This window comes from Pseudomonas sp. Z1-14, assembly GCF_051132005.1.
Lineage (GTDB): Bacteria > Pseudomonadota > Gammaproteobacteria > Pseudomonadales > Pseudomonadaceae > Aquipseudomonas.
The window spans coordinates 1,672,978-1,697,257 of the sequence record NZ_CP071646.1; the positions used below are offsets into that span (position 1 = coordinate 1,672,978).

Sequence of the window (24,280 nt, forward strand, 5' to 3'; positions counted from 1 at the left end):
TTCGGTTATGGGCTGGATTTATCCTCGAATCCACTCCTGAACCGATAACAACAATGAGGTATCCGCCATGCGTGAAGTGGTGATCGTCGACAGCGTACGGACCGGCCTGGCCAAGTCCTTTCGCGGCAAGTTCAACATGACCCGCCCGGACGACATGGCGGCCCATTGCGTCAACGCGTTGCTGGCGCGAAATGATATCGACCCGGCCAGTGTCGAGGACTGCATCGTCGGCGCGGGTTCCAACGAAGGCGCCCAAGGCTATAACATCGGGCGCAACGTGGCGGTGCTCTCGCAGCTGGGCATCGGCACGGCCGGGATGACACTGAACCGCTTCTGTTCCTCGGGCCTGCAAGCCATCGCCATCGCCGCCAACCAGATCGCCTCCGGCTGCAGCGAGATCATCGTCGCCGGTGGCGTGGAATCCATCAGCCTGACGATGAAAAGCGTCAACACTGACAACCTGATCAACCCGTTGCTCAAGGAGCAGGTGCCAGGGATCTACTTCCCCATGGGCCAGACCGCCGAGATCGTCGCGCGCCGTTACCAGGTCAGCCGCGAGGAGCAGGACCGCTACGCCTTGCAGAGCCAGCAGCGCACTGCCCGGGCCCAGGCAGCCGGGCTGTTCGACGATGAAATCGTGCCGATGGCGGTGAAATACCGGGTCGAGGACAAGACCACCGGTGCGGTGCAGATCGTTGACGGGGTGGTTGATCGCGATGATTGCAACCGCCCCGATACCACGTATGAAAGCCTGGCCGGGCTGAAACCGGTGTTCGCCGAAGACGGTTCGGTGACGGCGGGCAACTCTTCGCAGTTATCCGACGGCGCCTCGATGACCCTGGTGATGAGCCTGGAAAAAGCCCTGGCGTTGGGGCTCAAGCCCAAGGCATTTTTCCGTGGCTTTACCGTGGCCGGCTGCGAGCCGGACGAGATGGGCATCGGCCCGGTGTTCTCGGTGCCTAGATTGCTCCAGGTCAAGGGTTTGCAGATCGGCGATATCGATTTGTGGGAGCTCAACGAGGCGTTTGCATCCCAGTGCCTGTACAGCCGCAATCGACTGGAGATCGATAACGAGAAATACAACGTCAACGGCGGCTCGATTTCCATCGGTCACCCGTTCGGCATGACCGGCTCGCGGCAGGTGGGGCATCTGGTGCGTGAGCTGCAACGGCGCAGCCTGCGCTACGGCGTCGTGACCATGTGCGTGGGCGGCGGGATGGGGGCAACGGGGTTGTTCGAGGCGGTCAGATAAACGCAGCCCAAGCCTTTCGTGGCGAGGGAGCTTGCTCCCGCTCGGCTGCGAAGCAGTCGCCGCTTTTTTCCTGGGGTAAACCGTAGGGGGCCGCTTCGCGGCCCAGCGGGAGCAAGCTCCCTCGCCACGGGTTTTTCTGCTTAGCTGGCAACCTTGGTCAGCTGCAGCATCCGCTGGATATACGCCGCTATCTCCCGCTCCGCAGCCTCGCGGCTTTCGAACGGACCTTCCTGGGTGCCTTCGCGCGTATCGAAATAGAACTTGCCATTTTCCCGGACGATCCGATCGCTGCTGCGGTAAATCGTCTTGGGAGCATCTGTATCTTCGGCGCGCGTTCCAGGCATTTCGGTCTCCATTTGGGGGCTGCGTGGTCGTTTCAATTGAGCATATGTGGTGCCGCCGTTTTGCGCCTGTCCAGCCGATCGACGGCTACGACCCTTACAATTCCATCAGCGTCGCAGCGCCAACTGTCCCTGTGTTGCCGAGCGATTCGGACCTAGAATGCTCGTTCATGTCTTGGCTTCGAGGGTTGCATGCACATATCGTCCGGTCGCTGGGTCTACGGCCTGTTCCTCGCCCTGCTGACCGCCTTGTTGTGGGGAATCCTGCCGATCAAGCTCAAGCAAGTGCTGCAGGTGATGGATCCGGTGACGGTGACCTGGTTTCGGCTGACGGTGTCCGGTGGCCTGCTGTTCATCTACCTGGCGGCAACCCGACGCCTGCCCAGCCGCAAGGTGCTCGGGCCCCGTGGCGGTTGGCTGGTAGGCATGGCGGTGCTGGGGCTGGTGGGCAATTATGTGCTGTACCTGATGGGCCTGAACCGCCTGAGCCCCGGCACCGCCCAACTGGTGGTGCAGATGGGGCCGATCATGCTGCTGGTCGCCAGCCTGTTTGTATTCAAGGAGCGTTTCAGCGTGGGGCAGGGCATTGGTTTGCTGGTGCTGCTGATCGGTTTTGCGCTGTTCTTCAATCAGCGCCTCGTCGAATTGCTGACATCCCTGAGCGAGTACACCGCTGGCGTTCTGTTGGTATTGCTGGCCTCGACCGTCTGGACGTTCTATGCCCTGGGCCAGAAGCAATTGCTGACGGTGTGGAATTCACTGCAGGTGATGATGGTGATCTACCTGTTCTGCGCGCTGTTGCTCACGCCCTGGGTGCATCCACTGGAAGCGTTGCAACTGAGCCCGCTGCAAGGCTGGCTATTGTTGGCCTGCTGCCTCAATACGCTGATTGCCTATGGCGCGTTCGCCGAGGCGTTGGCGCATTGGGAGGCTTCGCGGGTCAGCGCGACGCTGGCGATCACGCCGCTGGTGACCTTCGCGGCCGTGGCGATGGCTGCCTGGTGGTGGCCCGACTATGTGCATGCCGAGCAGATCAATCTGCTGGGTTACGGTGGGGCAGTGTTGGTGGTATTGGGGTCGGCGCTGGTGGCGCTGGGGCCATCGCTCATCGCCGGGCTCAGGGCCCGGCGCGAACGCCTGGCGCTCGGGCGTTAGCCCCCTGTGGGATCGGACTGTCAGGCACAGTGATGTCGAGCCTGCCGGCCTCATCGCGAGCAAGCTCGCTCCCACAGTGGAGCTTGGGTGGATGCGATAGCGCGGTTCACACAAATTCCCTGTGGGAGCGAGCTTGCTCGCGATGGCGGGCTATTGATCAACGCACAACTCAGCCCTGGCCACCCGCCTCCAGCATGTTCTCCGGCCTGACCCAGGCGTCGAACTCTTCATCCGTCAGATACCCCAGCTGCACCGCTGCCTCCCGTAGCGTCAGCCCTTCGCCGTAGGCTTTCTTGGCGATCTCCGCCGACTTGTCGTAGCCGATATGCGGATTCAGCGCCGTCACCAGCATCAGACCACGCTCCAGGTGCGCGGCCATCTGCTCGGCATCCGGTTCGAGGCCGGCGATGCAGTGCTGCTGGAAGTTGCTGCAGCCATCGGCCAGCAGGCGGATCGATTGCAGCAGGTTGTGGATGATCACCGGCTTGAACACGTTCAACTGCAAGTGTCCCTGACTGGCGGCAAAACCGATCGCCACGTCATTGCCCAATACCTGGCACGCCAGCATCGACAAGGCTTCACACTGGGTCGGATTGACCTTGCCAGGCATGATGGAGCTGCCCGGTTCGTTGGCCGGCAATTTCACTTCGGCAAATCCCGCCCGTGGCCCGGAGCCCAGCAGACGCAGGTCATTGGCGATTTTCATCAGCGTCACGGCCAGGGTTTTCAACGCGCCGGACAATGTGGTCAGCGGTTCATGACCTGCCAGCGCGGCGAACTTGTTCGGCGCGGTGACAAACGGCAGGCCGGACAGCGCCGCGAGTTCAGCGGCAATCGCTTCGCCGAAACCGTGCGGCGAATTGAGCCCGGTGCCCACCGCCGTGCCGCCCTGGGCCAGCTCGCAGACCGCCGGCAACGAAGCGCGGATCGCCCGCTCGGCGTAGTCGAGTTGGGCAATGAAAGCGGACAGTTCCTGGCCGAACGTGATCGGCGTGGCATCCATCATGTGGGTGCGGCCGGTCTTGACCAGTTTCATGTGGCGCGCCGCCAGTTCCGCGAGGCCGCCGGACAACTCGCTGATGGCCGGCAGCAATTGCTGGTACACGGCCTGGGCGGCGGCGATGTGCATGGCGGTGGGGAAGCAGTCGTTGGAGCTCTGGGACCGGTTGACATGGTCGTTGGGATGCACCGGGCTCTTGCCGCCACGGGGGTTGCCCGCCAGCTCGTTGGCGCGCCCGGCAATCACCTCGTTGACGTTCATGTTGCTCTGGGTCCCGCTGCCGGTCTGCCAGACCACCAGGGGAAACTGATCGTCATGCTGGCCGGCCAGCACCTCGTCGGCCGCCTGTTCGATCAGGCGGGCGATGTCGGCGGGCAAGTCACCGTTGCGGTCGTTGACCCGCGCGGCGGCTTTCTTGACCAGCGCCAGGGCATGCAGCACCGACAGCGGCATGCGTTCGTTGCCAATGGCAAAGTTGATCATCGAGCGCTGTGTCTGGGCGCCCCAATAGGCTTCATCCGGGACTTCAACCTGGCCAAGGCTGTCGGTTTCGATACGGCTCATCGGGTCAAACTCCTGTAGGGCTGAATGCGCAGTTTAGGCCCTGACGGGCGTCACCGGTTCCCTCAATCTAGGGCTGGCCGGTTCGGCCCGTCAATCAGTCGAGCCAAGTACAGGGTTGAGCCCCGGCGTTTTTTAGGCGCAGAATGGTCGCCCTTGGGGTTTTACCTCGCCTGTTAGAAAAGGAAACTCGATGACCCGTCTTCGTGCCATCTGTACCGCAGTTGCTCTGGTGTGTGCCAGCGGCCCTGTTCTTGCCGATACCGCCAGCCACAACGCCAGTGCCGAAGCGTTCCTGACCCTGGCGCACGCTGACAAGCTGGGTACCCCGGTGTACATGCAAGTACAGCAGATGTTTGCCCAGCGCTTTGAGCAGACCAAGGCTCCCGAGTCGAAAAAAGCCACCCTGGAAACCTACCAGGCCAAGGCCAATGCCGCGCTGGACCAGGCGATCGGCTGGAACAAGCTCAAGCCGGACATGGTCAAGCTCTACACCTCCAACTTCAGCGAATCGGAGCTCAAGGACCTGGTGTCCTTCTATCAGTCTCCTCTGGGCAAGAAAGTCCTGGAAAAAATGCCGCAGCTGACCCAGCAATCGGCGCAACTGACCCAGGCCAAGCTGGAAAGCGCGGTGCCGGTGGTCAACAAGCTGCTGGCCGACATGACCGCCGAGCTTGAGCCGAAAGCCGCCGCCCCGGCCAAGAAAAAGCCATAAGCGGAGCCCTGGCATGAGCATGCAACAACGCATTGAATCGACCCTCGGGCTGCTGCAGCCCGAGCACCTGCAAGTGCTCGATGAAAGCCACATGCACAGCCGTGGGCTTGAGACCCACTTCAAGGCAGTGGTGGTCAGCCAGCAGTTCGAGGGGCTCAATCGGGTCAAGCGGCACCAGAAGGTCTACGGTACGTTGGGCGAGCTGATGGGCGAATTCCATGCGCTGGCGCTGCACACCTACACGCCTGAAGAATGGGCCCAGGTCGACGCAGCCCCGGCGTCGCCGACCTGTGCCGGCGGCAGTAAGCACTGATATTTGAGACAAAGGCTCTTGCTCCAAAAGCCACATGTTTTTTGCTAGAATCCGCAACGCGCCGCTCACCCCGGCGCGTTTTTTTTCGCATCCGGTTCACCCTTTGCGAGGGTAGCCACCTGGAGAGATACCCATGACACCACCGATTGTCGTGGCGGCACTGTATAAGTTCGTCACCCTGGAAGATTACGTCGAGCTGCGTGAGCCCCTGCTCAAGGCGATGCTCGACAACGGCATCAAAGGTACCTTGCTGATTGCCGAGGAAGGCATCAACGGCACCGTTTCCGGCACCCGCGAAGGCATCGACGGGCTGATGGCCTGGCTCAAGAACGATCCGCGCATGGACGACATCGACCACAAGGAGTCCTACTGCGACGAGCAGCCGTTCTACCGCACCAAGGTCAAGCTCAAGAAAGAGATCGTTACCCTCGGCGTAGAAGGCGTGGACCCGAACAAGCGGGTCGGCACCTATGTCGAACCGCAAGACTGGAACGCGCTGATCAGCGATCCGGAAGTGCTGCTGATCGACACGCGCAACGATTACGAAGTCTCCATCGGTACCTTCGAAGGCGCTATCGATCCCAAGACCGCCAGCTTCCGTGAGTTTCCCGAGTACATCAAAGCCAACTTCGACCCGGCCCGGCACAAGAAAGTCGCGATGTTCTGCACCGGCGGCATCCGCTGTGAAAAAGCCTCGAGCTTCATGCTCGGTGAGGGTTTCGAAGAGGTCTACCACCTCAAGGGCGGGATCCTCAAATACCTCGAAGAGGTGCCCCAGGAAGAGACCAAATGGCTCGGCGACTGCTTTGTCTTCGACAACCGCGTGACCGTGCGCCACGATCTCAGCGAAGGCGACTACGATCAGTGCCATGCCTGTCGCACCCCGATCAGCGCAGAGGATCGTGCTTCGGAGCATTATTCGCCTGGCATCAGTTGCCCGCATTGCTGGGACAAACTGAGCGAAAAGACCCGTCGCAGCGCCATCGACCGGCAAAAGCAGATCGAACTGGCCAAGGCGCGCAACATGCCGCATCCGATCGGCTACAACTACAAGCAATCATCTTCCGAGGCTTGAGCCATGGCGTCGCGCCTGCTGTATGTGATGGACCCGATGTGTTCCTGGTGCTGGGGCTTCGCGCCAGTGGCCGAAGCGTTGGCCGAGCAGGCGCAGGCGGCGGGCGTGGAGTTGCACCTGGTGGTGGGCGGCTTGCGCACCGGCAGCGGTTCGGCTCTCGAGCCGACGACCCGACGCTACATTCTCGAACACTGGCAGGCCGTTACCCAAGCCACCGGCCAGCCGTTCAAGCTTGAAGGCGCGTTGCCGGACGGTTTTGTCTATGACACCGAACCCGCATGCCGCGCCTTGGTGACGGCCCGCAGCCTGGCGCCGGACCTGGCCTGGCAGTTACTGAAGCTGATCCAGCAGGCATTTTATGTGCAAGGTCGCGACGTGACCCACGCCAGCGTCCTGGTGGAACTGGCCGAACAGGCCGGGCTGCCACGCATCGAGTTTGCCGCGGCATTCGACCGCGCCGACCAGCATGCCGCCACCGCCGCCGACTTCACCTGGGTGCAAGACCTTGGCATCGCCGGATTCCCTACGATGCTGGCCGAACGGGACGGCCAGTTGGCCTTGCTGACCAACGGCTACCAACCGTTGGACCAGTTGTCGCCATTGCTGGGACGCTGGCTGGAGCGTGCGGCCTGTGCCTGACCTGCCCGCAGATGACGCATCGACCTCGCGGCGCATCGACCGGTTGAGCTGGACGGAAATCCGTCGCCTGGCCCTTACGCACAAAAAAGCCCTGTGGATCGCCAACGGCGTCGCCGTGCTGGCGACGCTGTGCAGCGTACCGATCCCGTTGTTGCTGCCGCTGCTCGTGGACGAAGTCCTGCTGGGCCACGGCGACGCGGCATTGAAGGTCATGAATCAGGCGTTGCCGAGCGCTTGGCAGAGCGCTGCCGGCTACATCGGATTGATGTTGCTGGTGACCTTGGCCCTGCGCTGCGGCGCATTGCTGTTCAACGTGTTGCAGGCGCGGCTGTTCGCCAGTCTCGCCAAGGACATTGTCTATCGCATCCGCATTCGGTTGATCGAGCGCCTCAAGCGGATTTCCCTCGGCGAATACGAAAGCCTGGGCAGCGGCACGGTGACGACGCATCTGGTCACCGACCTGGACACCCTCGACAAATTTGTTGGCGAAACCCTGAGCCGGTTCCTGGTGGCGATGCTGACCCTGGTAGGCACCGCGGGCATCCTGGTATGGATGCATTGGGAACTGGCGCTGCTGATCCTGCTGTTCAACCCGCTGGTGATCTACGCCACGGTGCAGTTGGGCAAACGGGTCAAGCACCTCAAGAAGCTGGAGAATGACAGCACCTCGCGCTTCACCCAGGCCCTGACCGAAACCCTGGATGCGATCCAGGAAGTGCGCGCCGGCAATCGCCAGGGGTTTTTCCTTGGACGCCTGGGCACGCGCGCCCGGGAAGTGCGCGACTATGCGGTGAGCTCGCAGTGGAAAACCGACGCCTCGAACCGCGCCAGTGGTTTGCTGTTCCAGTTCGGCATCGATATTTTTCGCGCGGCGGCCATGCTGACCGTGCTGTTCTCCGATCTGTCGATCGGCCAGATGCTCGCGGTGTTCAGCTACCTGTGGTTCATGATCGGCCCGGTCGAGCAACTGCTTAACTTGCAGTACGCCTATTACGCGGCGGGTGGGGCATTGAACCGTATCAACGAACTGCTGGCGCGCGCCGATGAGCCCCAGTACAGCGGTGGCGTCGATCCTTTCAAGGGGCGCGACACCGTGGGCATCGACATCCAGGGGCTCAGCTTCGGTTACGGCGAGGAAAAGGTGCTCGACCAATTGAACCTGTCCATTTCGCCGGGGGAAAAGGTCGCCATCGTCGGGGCCAGCGGGGGCGGCAAAAGTACCCTGGTGCAACTGCTGCTGGGGCTCTACACGCCACAGTCCGGCAGCATCCGCTTCGGCGGCGCAACGCAACAAGAGATCGGCCTGGAAACCATCCGCGAAAATGTCGCGGTGGTCCTGCAACATCCGGCGCTGTTCAACGACACGGTGCGCGCCAATCTGTCCATGGGCCGTGAGCGCAGCGATGAGGCGTGCTGGCGAGCCCTGGCGATTGCCCAACTGGACGAAACAGTGCGTGCGCTTCCCATGGGCTTGGAGAGCATCGTCGGGCGTTCCGGTGTGAGGCTGTCGGGCGGGCAACGCCAGCGACTGGCGATCGCCCGTATGGTCCTGGCCGATCCGCGCGTGGTGATTCTCGACGAAGCCACGTCCGCGCTGGACGCGGCTACGGAATACAACCTTCACCAGGCGTTGGCGCGGTTCCTGAGCGGGCGCACCACGTTGATCATCGCCCATCGGTTGTCGGCGGTGAAACAGGCTGACCGGGTATTGGTGTTCGACGGCGGGCAGATCGCCGAAGACGGCGACCACTTGCAGCTGATTGCCGAGGGTGGCCTTTACGCCCGGCTCTACGGTCATTTGCAACAAATACAGCGACCTTGAGTTTCGTGCACTTTTCTGTGCTTAGTATCGGAAAAAAATCAGCCAAATCCGTCGATTTTTCCAAATCTCCATCCTGAGCCGGGCGATCCGAACATCCAGTCCTTCGAAGGGTCGAAAACTAGCCTAGGCTGTTGAGTCAGGAACGGAATTCTCGCGGGTGCTCTATTGGCAATGCCTGTGCAAGGGACCTCATGAAGCAAAAGCGGACTCTCGGAACGCCTCGGTTGTTGGGCATCGTCTGGCCCTTTATCGCCGTCGTGCTATTTCAAGCATTGCTAGGAGGCGTCAGCCTTTATGTCCTGTCCGCAGTTCGCGGCTACGTGGCGGGGGAGAGCCTTTGGTCCAAGGGCCAGAAGGACGCTATCTATTACCTCAATCTTTACGCCGACAGCCGTGACGAGGCGATTTTTCGTAAATACCAGCAGGCCATCGCCGTGCCCGAGGGTGGACACGATCTACGCGTGGCCCTGGATCGCCAGCCGCCGGATCTGGAAGCGGCGCGGGTCGGGATTCTCCAGGGCGGCAATCATCCGGACGACGTGGCCAGCCTGATCTGGTTGTACCTCAACTTTCGCCATTTCAGTTATCTGGAAGAAGCCATCGATCTGTGGACGGTTGGCGATGGTTACCTGACCGAACTGGATAACGTCGCCCGGCAGATGCATCGCAGCATCACGATGGGAGAAGCCTCCGAGGCCGATGTCCGCGGCTGGAAAGCGCAGATTTTCGCCATCAACGATTCCGTTACCCCTGCCGCCAAGGCGTTCAGCGACGCGCTGGGCGAAGGATCGCGATTTATCCTGCGCCTGTTGCTGGTGACCAATTTCGCCACCGCGCTGGGATTGATCGTGCTGGCGCTGTTGCGCACGCACAAGTTACTGGCACAGCGGCAGGTCTTCGCCAATGCGCTGCAACTGGAGAAGGAACGGGCGCAGATCACCTTGCAATCGATTGGCGATGGCGTGATCACCACCGATGTCGAAGGCGCCATTGCGTACATGAATCCCGCTGCCGAAGCGATGACCCACTGGAAAGCCGAGCACGCCACCGGGCTGCCCCTGGCGGCGCTGTTCAACCTGCTCGACGACAATGCCCAGACCGAAGGCCTGACCTTGATCGAGCACATCCTCAGCGGACGACTCGGCGGCGGCAGCGAGCATTCCAAGTTGATCCAGCGACTTGACGGCAGCACGGTGTCGGTGACCCTGGTGGGGGCGCCGATCCGTCATGCCGGCAAAGTCAGCGGCGCGGTGCTGGTGCTGCATGACATGACCCAGGAGCGCCAGTACATTGCCAACCTGTCATGGCAGGCTACCCACGACGCCCTGACCGGCCTGGCGAACCGCCGGGAATTCGAATACCGCCTCGAGCAGGCCCTGCACAACCTCACGCGCCAGGTCGGGCGCCACGCGTTGATGTTTCTCGACCTGGACCAATTCAAACTGGTCAACGACACCTGCGGCCACGCGGCGGGCGACGAGTTGCTGCGACACATCTGTGCCTTGCTGCAATCGGGGTTGCGGGAAAACGACACGCTTGCCCGGCTGGGCGGGGACGAGTTCGGCATCCTGCTGGAAAACTGCTCGCCCGAGGCGGCGGAAAAGATCGCCGAAGGCCTGCGCCAGACTGTGCAGAACCTGCATTTTGTCTGGAAAGGCCGGCCATTCGTGACCACCGTTAGCATCGGCCTGGTGCACATCGCCCAAAGCCCGACGACGCTGGAAGCCTCATTGCGTGCCGCCGACATGGCCTGCTATATGGCCAAGGAGAAAGGGCGCAACCGGGTCCAGGTCTACCATGCCGACGACTCGGAGTTGTCCCTGCGTTTTGGCGAAATGGCCTGGGTGCAGCGCTTGCACATGGCGCTGGAGGAAAACCGTTTCTGCCTCTACGCCCAGGAAATCGCCGCGTTGGGCCCGGGTGACCATGATGGCGGGCATATCGAGATCCTGTTGCGCCTGCATGACGAGGCAGGGCGAATGATCCTGCCGGACAGCTTCATTCCGGCGGCGGAGCGTTACGGCTTGATGACCTCGCTGGACCGTTGGGTCGTGGAGAATGTGTTCAAGATCATTCGCCAATGCCTGAATGAGTCGCGGCAAGGTCCGTTGGCCATGTGTGCCATCAACCTGTCAGGCACCACCATTGGCGATCAGGCGTTCCTGGATTTCCTGCGTAAACAGTTCGCTGCCTACTCGATTCCCCCGGAAATGATTTGTTTTGAAATCACCGAGACCAGTGCCATTTCCAATCTGGGCAGCGCGATTCGTTTTATAAACGAACTCAAGAGCTTGGGTTGTTACTTCTCGCTGGATGACTTTTGTGCCGGAATGTCTTCATTCGCTTACTTGAAACATTTACCTGTAGACTTCCTGAAGATCGATGGGAGTTTCGTAAAGGATATGCTGGACGACCCGATTAACCGGGCAATGGTCGAGGTGATCAATCACATCGGCCATGTCATGGGGAAGCGCACCATTGCCGAGTTCGTGGAAACGACTCAGATCGAACAGGCATTGTTGGAAATCGGCGTGGATTTCGCCCAGGGTTATGTCATCGAGCGTCCACAACTGTTTACCTGTGACACGTTGCAATGCCGGCCGGCCAGGCCTCAGCCATTGTTGTTCAAGGCCCCCGGCACGTTTCGCTGAACCTCTTGTTGATCCGAAAAAAATCACAATCAGAAGGAGCCCGACAGTGATCGACACATTCAACCGAACAGGCCCGCTCATGGACGCCGCCAGTTATCCACAATGGGCACAGCAGCTCATTGCCGACTGCAGCGAGAGCAAGCGCCGGGTTGTCGAACACGAACTGTATCAACGCATGCGCGACAACAAGCTCAGCGCCAAGACCATGCGCCACTACCTCATCGGTGGTTGGCCGGTCGTCGAACAGTTCGCCTTGTACATGGCACAGAACCTTACCAAGACCCGCTTCGCTCGCCACCCCGGCGAGGACATGGCGCGTCGTTGGTTGATGCGCAACATTCGTGTCGAGCTCAATCATGCCGATTATTGGGTCAACTGGAGCGCTGCTCACGGCGTGACGCTCGAAGACCTGCAGGCGCAGCAGGTGCCGCCTGAGCTTCATGCGTTGAGCCATTGGTGCTGGCACACCAGTTCGGCGGACTCGCTGATCGTGGCTATTGCCGCGACCAACTACGCCATCGAGGGGGCGACCGGGGAGTGGTCGGCACTGGTCTGCTCTACCGGTGTCTATGCGTCGGCGTTCGCCGAGGAAGACCGCAAGCGGGCCATGAAGTGGCTGAAGATGCATGCCCAGTATGACGATGCCCACCCGTGGGAAGCGCTGGAAATCATCTGTACGCTGGCGGGCATGAACCCGAGCAAGGCGTGGCAGATGGAACTGCGCCAGGCCGTTTGCAAGAGCTACGACTACATGTATCTGTTTCTGGAAAGGTGCATGCAGCTGGAACACTCGGGCGCTGGCGAAAAAGCCTCGGCTGGCCGTGAACGGCTGGCGCTGGCCAGTAACTGATACCCGATAGCTTCACCCTGTGGGAGCGAGCTTGCTCGCGATAGCGGTCTGCCTGACAACCTTGCGTTGACTGGTTCGGCCCCTTCGCGAGCAGGCTCGCTCCCACATTGGTTTTGTGGAGTTGGGTGGGAGCGAGCCTGCTCGCGAAAGCGGAGTGTCGGCCAGCAGAGAAGCCTGGTTTCAGCCCGCCATCGTCAACCGGTTCCGCCCCTCGCGCTTGGCTACATACAGCGCATTGTCCGCCCGGCGCACGAGACTTTCAGCGGACTCGCCCGGCAGCAACGTCGCGCACCCAAGGCTCACCGTCAATTCGATCCTCGTGCCGTCGGCAAAATAATCCTGGGCCTGGGCGGCATAACGCAGCCGTTCACCGACCATGGCTGCCGCTTCCCGGCTGGTGTTGGCCAGCAGGATCAGGAATTCCTCACCACCGAATCTGAACACCATATCCACATTGCGCAACTGGCCCTTGATCGAGTCGGCAACGGCCTTGAGTACTTCGTCGCCGACCCCATGCCCATGGCTGTCGTTGATGCGTTTGAAATGGTCGATGTCCAGCATCAGCAACGACAGCGGCTGCATGTGCCGCCTGGCCATGTCGATTTCCCGCTCCAGCGTCTGGTCCATGGCAATGCGGTTGCCGGTTCCGGTCAGTGGATCGCGCAGGGCGCTTTGGGTGGCGGCGCGGTAGAGCAATGCGTTACGCAGCGGGAAAAACAGCGCCGACAGGATTGACTCCAGGTCGCTCTGTTCCGCGCTGCTGAAGCGCTGGTTGCGCCGAAACACCAGCTCACCCAGATGCTCGCCCTCATGGCTGAGGTTGTAGCTGAGGTTGTGGTGCCCGCGCTGGCCAAACTCCAGGCGCAGGTCGCTGGGTTTGTGCTGGTAAACCAGTGCGTCCAGAGGCACCAGCCGCTGGATTTCACGAAAGAACAAACCGAGAATCCTTTGCGGCTCCAGGCTGGTCTGCAACTGCTGGCCCAATTGCTGGCGCAGCTGCGTCAGGCTGATCGGCCGCGTCACGAGCGCCGACGGCTGGGTGAGGCCCAGGCGCTGCAACTTGGCGCTGTCGAAATCAATAGCATTGGTCTGCGTGGGCGTTTTCATATGGCGTGAGCCCCTGAACTGAATCGGTCCTGACCGGCGAGGGTGAAGCGGCTCTGGGCTGCGCGTCGTACTGATCCATCAGTCCCGAAGGACACTGAGTTGAGTCTAGTCCGCTTCACTGTGCTGGCGGAGGTCTCGTCCCAATGTCCCGACTCGCCGGACACGGCGTGTTTGAATGGATTAGAGCGAAAGTCGTGCCATTCAGTTCACAGTGATAAAACTTGCCGACGAATCAATAAGTTGCAGGCTCGTAGCGTGAGCAACGGGCGGCAGGGCTTTGGCGTTTCGCCTGGCCGGGGGATCAAGGAGAGGCACGCCGCGACGGCAAACCGCCGCGACGTCGAGTCTGGCGCTTACTGCGCGTTGAAAGCCTGGCCGTTGACGCCGGTACTGTCCGGGCCCATGAGGTACAGGTACACCGGCATGATTTCTTCGGGCGTCGGGTTGTTCAGCGGATTTTCTCCCGGATAGGCCTGTGCGCGCATGCTGGTGCGGGTGGCGCCGGGGTTGATGCTGTTGGAGCGCACCGGCGCTACGGTGTCGACTTCGTCGGCCAGGGTCTGCATAAGCCCCTCGGTGGCGAACTTGGACACGCCATAAGCGCCCCAATAGGCCCGGCCCTTGCGACCGACGCTGCTGGACGTGAACACCACCGATGCATCCTTGGACAGTTTGAGCAACGGCAGCAAGGTGCTGGTGAGCATGAACATGGCGTTGACGTTCACTTGCATCACCCGCATGAAATTCTCGCCTGAAAGTTGTTCCAGCGGCGTGCGCGGGCCGATGATCGAGGCGTTGTGCAGGAGGCCGTCCAGATGGCCGAATTCGGTCTCGATCATCGCCGCCAGTTCATCGTATTGATGGGGCAGGGCGGTTTCGAGATTGAAGGGGATCACCGCTGGCTGCGGATGACCAGCCGCCTCGATTTCATCATAGACCTGGGTCAGGTTGGCTTCGGTCTTGCCCAGCAACAGCACGGTGGCGCCATGGGCGGCATAGGCCTTGGCGGCAGCGGCGCCAATACCACGACCGGCACCGGTGACCAGGATGATCCGGCCTTCGAGCAGGTCGGGGCGGGCGGAGTAGTCAAACATAAAAAACCTCAACAAATGGCAGCACGTACTTGTCACGCAGAGTAGTCATGGCAGGTGAGCTTTTCGTGGCGAGGGAGCTTGCTCCCGCTCGGCGACGAAGTCGTCGCCAGACTCGGGACCGCTGCGCGGTCCAGCGGGAGCAAGCTCCCTCGCCACAAGAGCAATTTCGCCGAACGAGGTCAGCAACTGCACAACGCGTTATCCAGCACTTCGCGCAGCGCCAGGGGATGGTCGATTACCACATCCGCGCCCCAGTGCTTGGGGTTGTCGTCCGGGTGGATGTAGCCATAGGTCACCGCGCAAGTCTTGGTCCCGGCGCTGCGGCCGGACTCGATGTCCCGCAGGTCGTCGCCGATGAACAGCACGCTGGCCGGGTCGAGGTCGAGCATCTTGCAAGCGAGAATCAGCGGCTCGGGGTCCGGTTTGCTGTTTTTCACATGGTCGGGGCAGACCAGCACTTTCGACCGCTCGGCCAGGCCCAACTGCTGCATGATCGGCTCGGCGAAGCGCACCGGCTTGTTGGTGACCACGCCCCAGATGAGATTGGCCGCCTCGATATCAGCCAGTATTTCGGCCATCCCATCGAACAGATGGCTGTGGACCGCGCAACCCTTGAGGTAGCGGTCGAGGAACTCCTGGCGCAGCTCCTCGAAACCCGGCGATTCCGGGTCCATGGAGAACGTCACTGCGACCATCGCCCGGGCGCCGCCGGAAATCTCGTCGCGGATGTGCTGGGTGTTCATCGGCGGCAGGCCACGGTCGGCGCGCATGGCCTGGCAGATGGCGATGAAGTCTGGCGCGGTGTCGAGCAGCGTGCCGTCCATGTCGAAGAGAACCGCTTTGAGACGCATCGACTTATTCCTCGCGCAGGGTCTGGATCATGTAGTTGACGTCCACATCGGCGGCCAGTTTGTAGTGCTTGGTCAGCGGGTTGTAGGTCAGGCCGATGATGTCCTTGACGGTCAGCCCGGCCATGCGGCTCCAGGCGCCCAGCTCCGAAGGCCGGATGAATTTCTTGAAGTCGTGGGTGCCGCGTGGCAGCAGCTTCATGATGTATTCGGCGCCGATGATCGCGAACAGGTACGCCTTCGGGTTGCGGTTGATGGTGGAGAAGAACACCTGGCCGCCGGGCTTGACCATCTGGAAGCAGGCACGGATCACCGATGAGGGGTCCGGTACGTGTTCGAGCATTTCCAGGCAGGTGACCACGTCGAACTGGCCGGGCATTTCCTCGGCCAGGGCTTCGGCGGTGATCTGCCGGTATTCGACGCTGACGCCGGACTCCAGCTGATGCAGTTGCGCCACTGCCAGCGGCGCCTCGCCCATGTCGATGCCCATCACGGTGGCGCCGCGCAGGGCCATGGCTTCACTTAGGATGCCGCCACCACAACCGACGTCGAGGACTTTCTTGCCGGCCAGGCCGACGCGCTCGTCGATCCAGTTGACGCGCAGCGGGTTGATGTCGTGCAGCGGCTTGAATTCGCTTTCACGGTCCCACCAGCGATGGGCCAGGGCCTCGAACTTGGCAATTTCAGCGTGGTCGACGTTGCTCATGTGCAGTTCCTCGAAAAACTTGAAAAATCGGTGGTCCCGAGCCGTGGCTCAAGGGCTGTGCTATTCGTTCTGGCCGCTGACCCGACGGCCCCAGTCCTGGGCCGTGGCGATCAGCTGCGATTCGTCCATGCGCGTCAGGCGGCCATCCTCCAGCAACGGCTTGCCGGCCACCCAGAGGTGTTTCACGCAATGGCGGCCGGTGGCGTAGATCAGTTGCGACACCGGGTCATAGATCGGTTGTTGCGCCAGGCCGGACAGGTCGAAGGCCACCAGGTCGGCGGCCTTGCCGACTTCCAGCGAGCCGACGATCGTCTCGATGCCCAGCGCGCGGGCGCCATTGAGCGTGGCCATGCGCAACGCCCGATGGGCATCCAAGGCCGTGGCCGAACCGGCAACGGCTTTCGCCAGTAGGGCGGCGGTGCGGGTTTCGCCCAGCAGGTCCAAATCATTGTTGCTTGCCGCGCCGTCCGTGCCGACCGCGACGTTGACGCCGGCCTGCCACAGGCGTTCCACCGGGCAGAAACCGCTGGCCAGCTTCAGATTCGATTCCGGACAATGGATCACGCTGCAATTGTGTTCTACCAGCAGCGCCTGGTCCTCGTCGCTGACCTGGGTCATGTGCACCGCCTGGAAGCGCGGCCCAAGCAAGCCAACGCGCGCCAACCGGGCCATCGGCCGCTCGCCGGTGTTATCCACAGCCTGCTGCACTTCGAAGGCGGTTTCATGAACGTGCATGTGGATGGCCGCGTCCAGTTCCTCGGCGATCACGCGGATCTTTTCCAGGTTCTCATCGCCGACGGTGTACGGGGCGTGAGGGCCGAATGCGACTTTGATCCGCGGATGGTGCTTGAGGTCGCCAAACAATTCGATGCCCTGACGAATGGCTTCGTCGGCGCTGGCGGCGCCGGGGATCGGAAAGTCGAGGATCGGAATGGCGATCTGCGCGCGGATGCCGCTGTTATGCACGCGTTCGCTGGCCACCTTGGGATAGAAGTACATGTCGGAGAAACAGGTGATGCCGCCCTGGATCTGCTCGGCGATCGCCAGGTCAGTACCGTCGCGGACAAAATCCTCGTCGACCCATTTGCCCTCGGCGGGCCAGATGTGCTGTTCGAGCCAGGTCATTAGCGGCAGGTCGTCGGCCAGGCCACGGAACAACGTCATTGCCGCGTGACCGTGGGCATTGACCAGGCCCGGACTGAGCAGCATGCCGGGCAGTTCGCGAACCTCCGTGGCAGCGCATTGCATGGCTTCGGCCCGTGGCCCGATGAACACGATGCAACCGTCGCGAATGCCCAGGCCATGATCCTTGAGCACGATACCGGCGGGTTCGACAGGCACCAACCAGGTCGGCAGCAATAATAAGTCGAGCGCAACGGCAGGCTTGGGCATCGTGGAACGGTTCCATGGGTTATAAAGGATGACGAAGTATACCCGAGCGTCTTCGCGGAGGGATCGCTATAATCGGCGGCTTTTGTTCTTGAGTGCGGGGTGAGGGATGCGCGATCGACTGTTGGCTGCGGAGAAGGTGAAGGCCATCGATTGGCGCGATGGCGCTCTTTACCTGCTGGATCAGCGTGTTTTGCCGTTCGAGGAAAACTGGATCGCCTACACCAGCGCGGCCGGTGTGGCCGAGGCCATTCGTTCGATGGTGGTGCGCGGTGCGCCGGCTATCGGCATCAGCGCCGCCTATGGCGTGGTGCTGGCGGCGCGTGCGCGGATGGCCGAGGGCGGCGATTGGCAAGCGGCGCTGGAAGCGGATTTCGCCTTGCTGGCCGATTCCCGGCCGACGGCGGTCAATCTGTTCTGGGCGCTGGATCGCATGCGCGACCGGTTGGGGCGCTTGAAGGAGCATGCCGAACCACTGGCGGTCCTGGAGGCCGAGGCCATTGCGATCCATGAAAGCGACCGCGAAGCCAACCTGACCATGGCCCAGCTCGGCGTCGACCTGATCCGCAAGCATCAGGGCAACGCCCAGGCCATCTTGACCCATTGCAACACCGGGGCCCTGGCCACCGGCGGCTTCGGAACGGCCCTCGGAGTGATCCGCGGGGCGTTTCTGGAGGGCATGGTCGAACGGGTCTACGCCGACGAAACCCGTCCATGGCTGCAGGGTTCACGGTTGACGGCATGGGAGCTGGCGAACGAGGGCATTCCGGTGACGCTCAACGCCGATTCCGCCGCTGCCCACATCATGAAGACCAAGGGCGTGACCTGGGTCATCGTCGGCGCTGACCGCATCACGGCCAACGGCGACGTGGCGAACAAGATCGGCACCTACCAGCTGGCGGTCTGTGCCATGCACCACGGCGTACGTTTCATGGTGGTGGCGCCAAGCTCGACCATCGACATGAACCTGGCCAGCGGTGATGACATCCCGATCGAAGAGCGCGACGGGCGCGAGCTGCTGGAAGTCGGCGGCAAGCGGGTCGGGGCGGATGCCGATGCGTTCAACCCGGTGTTCGACGTGACCCCGGCGGACCTGATCGATGCGATCGTGACGGAGAAGGGCATCGTCGAGCGGCCGGATACGGCCAAGATGGCGCAGTTGATGTGTCGCAAGCGGTTGCATTGAAGGCTTTCGGCGCCTGAGCTGGCCCCATCGCGAGCAAGCTCGCTCCCACATTTGATTGCGATATGGCTCCATTGTGGGAGCGAGCTTGCTCGCGATAGGGCCGGCAAAGTCAGAAAAAATCCAAATCCAGCCACAAAATCTGCGTTTCAGCGCCTCTGAGCCCCTCTCGTCCCGTTCCAGCCTGTCATCGGTCAACTAACTACGCACCATGCGCATCAGGGGGATAGGTGCGTGGCGGCTCTTGTGATAACATCCGGCGGTTTCCAAGGCTGCCTCGCGAGGTGGCCTTTACTGCGCAGATCCATGGCATAACTCGTTGATTTGTCGTAAGTCGCTGCACGGCACTTGTCCTGCAGCGGCGAGCTTCGTTCATCCCATCTGGATGTAGCGAGGTTTCACCAGAAAAAGGAATCAGGCTTCTCATGGGCGAACTGGCCAAAGAAATCCTCCCGGTCAATATCGAAGACGAGCTGAAACAGTCCTACCTCGACTACGCGATGAGCGTGATCGTCGGGCGGGCGCTGCCGGATGCGCGCGATGGCTTGAAGCCCGTGCACCGGCGCGTGCTGTTCGCGATGAGCGAACTGGGCAACGACTTCAACAAGCCGTACAAGAAATCCGCCCGTGTCGTCGGCGATGTGATCGGTAAGTATCACCCCCACGGCGACACTGCCGTGTACGACACCATCGTTCGGATGGCCCAGCCATTCTCCCTGCGCTACCTGCTGGTGGACGGCCAGGGCAACTTCGGTTCGGTGGACGGCGACAACGCCGCGGCCATGCGATACACCGAAGTGCGCATGACCAAGCTGGCCCACGAACTGCTGGCCGACCTGCACAAGGAAACCGTCGACTGGGTGCCGAACTACGACGGCACCGAGATGATCCCGGCGGTCATGCCGACGCGTATCCCGAACCTGCTCGTCAACGGCTCCAGCGGTATCGCCGTGGGCATGGCGACCAACATCCCGCCGCACAACCTCGGTGAAGTCATCGACGGTTGCCTGGCTCTCATCGACAACCCCGAGCTGTCCGTCGATGAACTGATGCAATACATCCCCGGTCCGGACTTCCCGACTGCCGCGATCATCAACGGTCGCGCCGGCATCATCGAGGCCTACCGCACCGGTCGCGGTCGCATCTACATGCGCGCCCGCTCGACCGTCGAGGACATCGACAAGGTCGGTGGCCGCCAGCAGATCGTCATCACCGAGCTGCCGTACCAGCTGAACAAGGCCCGCCTGATCGAGAAGATCGCCGAGCTGGTGAAAGAAAAGAAACTCGAAGGCATCACCGAGCTGCGTGACGAGTCCGACAAGGACGGCATGCGCGTCGTGATCGAGCTGCGCCGTGGCGAAGTGCCGGAGGTGATCCTCAACAACCTCTACGCCCAGACCCAGCTGCAAAGCGTGTTCGGCATCAACATTGTCGCGCTGATCGACGGCCGTCCGCGGATCCTGAACCTCAAGGACCTGCTGGAAGCCTTCGTGCGTCACCGTCGCGAAGTGGTCACCCGGCGGACCGTGTTCGAACTGCGTAAAGCTCGCGAACGCGGCCACATCCTTGAAGGCCAGGCCGTTGCCCTGTCGAACATCGACCCGGTCATCGCCCTGATCAAGGCCTCGCCAACCCCGTCGGAAGCCAAGGAAGCGCTGATCAGCACCCCTTGGGAATCCAGCGCGGTGGTGGCGATGGTCGAGCGCGCCGGCGCCGACTCGTGCCGTCCGGAAAATCTCGATCCGCAGTACGGTCTGCGCGAAGGCAAGTACTTCCTGTCCCCGGAACAGGCGCAAGCCATCCTGGAACTGCGCCTGCACCGCCTGACCGGCCTGGAGCACGAGAAGCTGCTGGCCGAGTACCAGGAGATCCTCAACCAGATCGGCGAGCTGATCCGCATCCTCAACAGCGCCACGCGCCTGATGGAAGTGATCCGCGAAGAACTGGAAGTGATCCGCGCCGAGTACGGCGACGTGCGCCGCACCGAGATCCTCGATGCGCGCCTCGACCTGACCCTGGGCGACATGATCCCGGAAGAAGAGCGCGTGGTGACGATTTCCCACGGCGGCTACGCCAAGACCCAGCCGCTGGCCGCCTACCAGGCCCAGCGTCGCGGCGGCAAGGGCAAGTCGGCGACCGGCGTCAAGGACGAGGACTACATCGCTCACCTGCTGGTCGCCAACAGCCATACCACGCTGTTGCTGTTCTCCAGCAAGGGCAAGGTGTACTGGCTCAAGACCTACGAAATCCCTGAGGCGTCCCGTGCGGCTCGCGGTCGTCCGCTGGTGAACCTGCTGCCGCTGGACAGTGACGAATACATCACCACCATGCTGCCGGTGGAGGAATACACAGAAGGTCACTTTATCTTCATGGCGACCGCCAAGGGCACCGTGAAGAAGACCCCGCTGGAATCCTTCAGCCGTCAGCGCAGCGTCGGCCTGATCGCACTGGAGCTGGACGAAGGCGACGTGCTGATTTCCGCTGCCATCACCGACGGTGAGCGTGAAGTCATGCTGTTCTCCGACGGCGGCAAGGTCACGCGCTTCAAGGAATCCGACGTCCGCGCCATGGGCCGTACCGCCCGTGGTGTTCGCGGCATGCGTCTGCCGGAAGGGCAGAAGCTGATTTCCATGCTGATTCCGGAAGAAGGCAGCCAGATCCTCACCGCTTCCGCGCGGGGCTACGGCAAGCGTACCGCCATCAGCGAGTTCCCCGAGTACAAGCGTGGCGGCCAGGGCGTGATCGCCATGGTCAGCAACGAGCGTAACGGCCGCCTGGTCGGCGCGGTCCAGGTGCTCGATGGCGAAGAGATCATGCTGATCTCCGACCAGGGCACCCTGGTGCGCACGCGTGTCGCGGAAGTCTCCAGCCTGGGTCGTAACACCCAGGGCGTGACGCTGATCAAACTCGCCAGCGACGAAACGCTGGTCGGGCTTGAACGGGTCCAGGAGCCGTCGGAAGTCGAAGGCGAGGAACTGGAAGGCGAGGAAGGCGTGGCGTTCGACGGCACCCTCGGTGCCGAGGTCGATGACGCCGTCGGCGACCAACAGCTCGATGCCGCCGCAGACGAAGAAGAACCGCAGGACTAAGCGGACACACAGGGGGCGGATGAAGATTCGCCCCCTTGTTGTTTGTTCCGTTTGAAAATTTGCGACACTGCACGTTGCCAAGGGTGCTGCCCTTATCTTAAGGCTTGTTTGATTCATTGTGGCGAGGGAGCTTGCTCCCGCTGGGCCGCGCAGCGGCCCCTCCTTTTGTGAGCGCTTCGCACTCAAGCGGGAGCAAGCTCCCTCGCCACGGATTCATCCATGCCTTGAGTGAGCGGTAGCCCCTGTGGGAGCGGTGCAAATCAAAAGTTTTAAGTGACCACCAGATCAGAGCGAGATTGGATGTGAGCAAGAGAGCCTATAACTTCTGTGCCGGCCCGGCGGCGCTTCCTGAAGCGGTCCTGAAGCGCGCCCAGGGTGAACTTCTCGACTGGCATGGCAAGGGCCTGTCCGTCATGGAAATGAGCCATCGCAGCGATGAGTTCGTGTCCATCGCGACCAAGGCCGAGCAGGACCTGCGTGATCTGCTGAACATCCCGTCCAACTACAAAGTGCTGTTCCTGCAGGGCGGCGCCAGCCAGCAGTTCGCGCAGATTCCATTGAACCTGTTGCCGGAAAGTGGCAAGGCCGACTACATCGACACCGGTATCTGGTCGCAGAAAGCCATCGAAGAGGCGTCGCGCTACGGCCACGTCAACGTTGCCGCAACCGCCAAGCCTTACGATTATTTCGCGATTCCCGGCCAGAACGAGTGGAACCTGTCCAAGGACGCGGCCTATGTGCACTACGCGCCGAACGAAACCATCGGTGGCCTGGAATTCAACTGGATCCCGGAAACCGGTGACGTGCCGCTGGTGGCCGACATGTCCTCGGACATCCTCTCGCGTCCTGTGGATATCTCCCGTTTCGGCATGATCTACGCCGGCGCCCAGAAAAACATCGGCCCGAGCGGCATCCTGGTCGCGATCATCCGCGAAGACCTGCTCGGTCGCGCCCGTTCCCTGTGCCCGACCATGCTCAACTACAAGGTCGCGGCCGATAATGGCTCGATGTACAACACCCCGCCGACTTTGGCCTGGTACCTGTCCGGCCTGGTGTTCGAGTGGCTGAAAGAGCAGGGCGGTGTCGAAGCCATCGGCAAGCTCAACGAAGTGAAGCAGCGCACGCTGTATGACTTCATCGACGCCAGCGGCCTCTACAGCAACCCGATCAACAAATCCGACCGCTCGTGGATGAACGTGCCGTTCCGCCTGGCCGATGATCGTCTCGACAAGCCGTTCCTGGCCGGCGCCGATGAGCGTGGCCTGCTTAACCTCAAGGGCCACCGTTCGGTCGGCGGCATGCGCGCCTCCATCTACAACGCCGTAGATATCAACGCCGTCAACGCGCTGATTGCCTACATGGCAGAGTTCGAGAAGGAACACGGCTGATGTCCGAGCAAGAACTCAAGGCGCTGCGCCTGCGCATCGACGCCCTGGACGAAAAAGTCCTGGAACTGATCAGCGAGCGTGCACGCTGCGCCCAGGAAGTCGCCCGGGTGAAAATGGCTTCCCTGGCTGAAGGCGAAGTACCGGTGTTCTACCGGCCGGAGCGCGAAGCCCAGGTGCTCAAGCGCGTCATGGAGCGCAACAAAGGCCCGCTGGGCAACGAAGAGATGGCGCGGCTGTTCCGCGAAATCATGTCCTCGTGCCTGGCCCTCGAACAGCCGCTGAAGGTTGCATACCTGGGGCCGGAAGGCACCTTCACCCAGGCCGCCGCCATGAAGCATTTTGGTCACGCGGTGGTCAGCAAGCCGATGGCGGCCATCGACGAAGTCTTCCGCGAAGTGGCCGCCGGTGCGGTGAATTTCGGTGTGGTGCCGGTGGAAAACTCCACCGAAGGCGCGGTCAACCACACGCTGGACAGCTTCCTCGAACACGACATGGTGATCTGTGGCGAAGTCGAGCTGCGCATTCACCACCACCTGCTGGTGGGCGAGAGCACCAAGACTGACAGCATCAGCCGCATCTACTCCCATGCCCAGTCCCTGGCTCAGTGCCGCAAATGGCTGGATGCGCATTACCCGAATGTCGAGCGGGTAGCGGTGTCGAGCAACGCCGAGGCGGCCAAGCGGGTCAAGGGCGAGTGGAACTCGGCGGCCATCGCCGGCGATATGGCGGCAGGCCTCTACGGGTTGACGCGCCTGGCCGAGAAAATCGAAGACCGTCCGGACAACTCCACCCGGTTCCTGATGATCGGCAGCCAGGAAGTCCCACCGACCGGCGACGACAAGACCTCGATCATCGTTTCCATGAGCAACAAGCCGGGCGCGCTGCACGAATTGCTGGTGCCGTTCCATGACAACGGGATCGACCTGACGCGGATCGAGACCCGTCCGTCGCGTAGCGGTAAATGGACCTACGTGTTCTTCATCGATTTTGTCGGCCACCACCGCGATCCGCTGGTCAAGGGTGTGCTGGAGAAAATCAGTCAGGAAGCAGTGGCACTCAAGGTGCTGGGTTCCTACCCCAAGGCAGTTCTTTAAGGGCGGAT

At 61.8% G+C, this 24,280-nt stretch carries 20 protein-coding genes; 13 read left to right on the forward strand and 7 right to left on the reverse strand.

The window, feature by feature from the left end; translation table 11 throughout:
- Positions 1–67 precede the first annotated feature (67 nt).
- Positions 68–1,252 carry a thiolase family protein gene (locus tag J3P89_RS07830; RefSeq protein WP_434697195.1) on the forward strand — a complete coding sequence of 395 codons (1,185 nt, stop codon included), beginning with the start codon at positions 68–70 and terminating at the stop codon, positions 1,250–1,252.
- Positions 1,253–1,392: 140 nt separating this feature from the next.
- Here the strand turns inward: J3P89_RS07830 and J3P89_RS07835 are convergent, their stop codons facing one another.
- Entirely contained in the window at positions 1,393–1,596 is a 204-nt protein-coding gene (locus J3P89_RS07835) for a DUF6316 family protein (protein WP_305499671.1), read from the reverse strand.
- A 189-nt stretch (positions 1,597–1,785) separates the two neighbouring features.
- Between J3P89_RS07835 and J3P89_RS07840 the strand changes: the two genes are divergently transcribed.
- Positions 1,786–2,748, forward strand: a complete 963-nt coding sequence (locus J3P89_RS07840; RefSeq protein WP_305499672.1) for a DMT family transporter — start codon at positions 1,786–1,788, stop codon at positions 2,746–2,748.
- 169 nt (positions 2,749–2,917) lie between these two features.
- Here J3P89_RS07840 and J3P89_RS07845 read toward each other — a convergent pair whose 3' ends face one another.
- The gene (locus J3P89_RS07845) at positions 2,918–4,312 is read right to left on the reverse strand and encodes a class II fumarate hydratase (RefSeq protein WP_305499673.1); all 1,395 of its coding nucleotides are present in this window, start codon (positions 4,310–4,312) and stop codon (positions 2,918–2,920) included.
- 190 nt (positions 4,313–4,502) lie between these two features.
- Here J3P89_RS07845 and J3P89_RS07850 point away from each other — a divergent pair, with 190 nt between their 5' ends.
- The 7 genes from J3P89_RS07850 to J3P89_RS07880 all read left to right on the forward strand — a co-directional run bounded on the left by J3P89_RS07850 (position 4,503) and on the right by J3P89_RS07880 (position 12,374).
- Positions 4,503–5,024, forward strand: a complete 522-nt coding sequence (locus J3P89_RS07850; RefSeq protein WP_030141033.1) for a DUF2059 domain-containing protein — start codon at positions 4,503–4,505, stop codon at positions 5,022–5,024.
- A 13-nt stretch (positions 5,025–5,037) separates the two neighbouring features.
- Complete coding sequence (locus J3P89_RS07855) at positions 5,038–5,337, forward strand: BolA family protein (protein WP_434601443.1); 300 nt, start codon at positions 5,038–5,040, stop codon at positions 5,335–5,337.
- Between the two features lie 133 nt (positions 5,338–5,470).
- Complete coding sequence (locus J3P89_RS07860) at positions 5,471–6,412, forward strand: rhodanese-related sulfurtransferase (RefSeq protein ID WP_434697196.1); 942 nt, start codon at positions 5,471–5,473, stop codon at positions 6,410–6,412.
- Between the two features lie 3 nt (positions 6,413–6,415).
- A complete protein-coding gene (locus tag J3P89_RS07865; protein WP_434572708.1) occupies positions 6,416–7,051 on the forward strand; it encodes a DsbA family protein in 636 nt (211 codons plus the stop codon).
- Positions 7,044–8,873 (forward strand): ABC transporter ATP-binding protein, encoded by a 1,830-nt coding sequence (locus tag J3P89_RS07870; protein ID WP_434697197.1) that lies wholly within the window; start codon positions 7,044–7,046, stop codon positions 8,871–8,873. The genes J3P89_RS07865 and J3P89_RS07870 overlap by 8 nt, the downstream gene beginning before the upstream one ends.
- A gap of 191 nt (positions 8,874–9,064) precedes the next feature.
- Positions 9,065–11,524, forward strand: a complete 2,460-nt coding sequence (locus J3P89_RS07875; RefSeq protein ID WP_434656516.1) for an EAL domain-containing protein — start codon at positions 9,065–9,067, stop codon at positions 11,522–11,524.
- Positions 11,525–11,603: 79 nt separating this feature from the next.
- On the forward strand, positions 11,604–12,374 hold the full coding sequence (locus tag J3P89_RS07880; RefSeq protein ID WP_434697960.1) for a TenA family transcriptional regulator: 771 nt from the start codon (positions 11,604–11,606) through the stop codon (positions 12,372–12,374).
- Positions 12,375–12,554: 180 nt separating this feature from the next.
- Here J3P89_RS07880 and J3P89_RS07885 read toward each other — a convergent pair whose 3' ends face one another.
- The 5 genes from J3P89_RS07885 to J3P89_RS07905 form a co-directional block, all read right to left on the reverse strand.
- The gene (locus tag J3P89_RS07885; RefSeq protein WP_434656518.1) at positions 12,555–13,481 is read right to left on the reverse strand and encodes a GGDEF domain-containing protein; all 927 of its coding nucleotides are present in this window, start codon (positions 13,479–13,481) and stop codon (positions 12,555–12,557) included.
- A 353-nt stretch (positions 13,482–13,834) separates the two neighbouring features.
- On the reverse strand, positions 13,835–14,575 hold the full coding sequence (locus J3P89_RS07890; protein ID WP_434601439.1) for a YciK family oxidoreductase: 741 nt from the start codon (positions 14,573–14,575) through the stop codon (positions 13,835–13,837).
- A 179-nt stretch (positions 14,576–14,754) separates the two neighbouring features.
- Positions 14,755–15,426 (reverse strand): N-acetylmuramic acid 6-phosphate phosphatase MupP, encoded by a 672-nt coding sequence (gene mupP, locus J3P89_RS07895; RefSeq protein WP_434572718.1) that lies wholly within the window; start codon positions 15,424–15,426, stop codon positions 14,755–14,757.
- Between the two features lie 4 nt (positions 15,427–15,430).
- Positions 15,431–16,129 (reverse strand): bifunctional 2-polyprenyl-6-hydroxyphenol methylase/3-demethylubiquinol 3-O-methyltransferase UbiG, encoded by a 699-nt coding sequence (gene ubiG / locus J3P89_RS07900; protein WP_305499685.1) that lies wholly within the window; start codon positions 16,127–16,129, stop codon positions 15,431–15,433.
- 60 nt (positions 16,130–16,189) lie between these two features.
- Positions 16,190–17,521, reverse strand: coding sequence for a TRZ/ATZ family hydrolase (locus J3P89_RS07905; RefSeq protein ID WP_434697198.1), 1,332 nt, complete (start codon positions 17,519–17,521; stop codon positions 16,190–16,192).
- Between the two features lie 106 nt (positions 17,522–17,627).
- On the opposite strand from J3P89_RS07905, the gene mtnA reads away from it, so the two are divergent.
- The 4 genes from mtnA (at position 17,628) to pheA (ending at position 24,272) form a co-directional block, all read left to right on the forward strand.
- A complete protein-coding gene (gene mtnA / locus J3P89_RS07910; protein WP_305499687.1) occupies positions 17,628–18,704 on the forward strand; it encodes an S-methyl-5-thioribose-1-phosphate isomerase in 1,077 nt (358 codons plus the stop codon).
- 422 nt (positions 18,705–19,126) lie between these two features.
- Positions 19,127–21,790 (forward strand): DNA gyrase subunit A, encoded by a 2,664-nt coding sequence (gene gyrA / locus J3P89_RS07915; protein WP_434697199.1) that lies wholly within the window; start codon positions 19,127–19,129, stop codon positions 21,788–21,790.
- A 302-nt stretch (positions 21,791–22,092) separates the two neighbouring features.
- Positions 22,093–23,178 carry a 3-phosphoserine/phosphohydroxythreonine transaminase gene (gene serC / locus J3P89_RS07920; protein WP_305499688.1) on the forward strand — a complete coding sequence of 362 codons (1,086 nt, stop codon included), beginning with the start codon at positions 22,093–22,095 and terminating at the stop codon, positions 23,176–23,178.
- Entirely contained in the window at positions 23,178–24,272 is a 1,095-nt protein-coding gene (gene pheA, locus J3P89_RS07925; protein ID WP_434697200.1) for a prephenate dehydratase, read from the forward strand. Before serC ends, pheA begins: the two co-directional genes overlap by 1 nt.
- Positions 24,273–24,280: the final 8 nt, after the last annotated feature.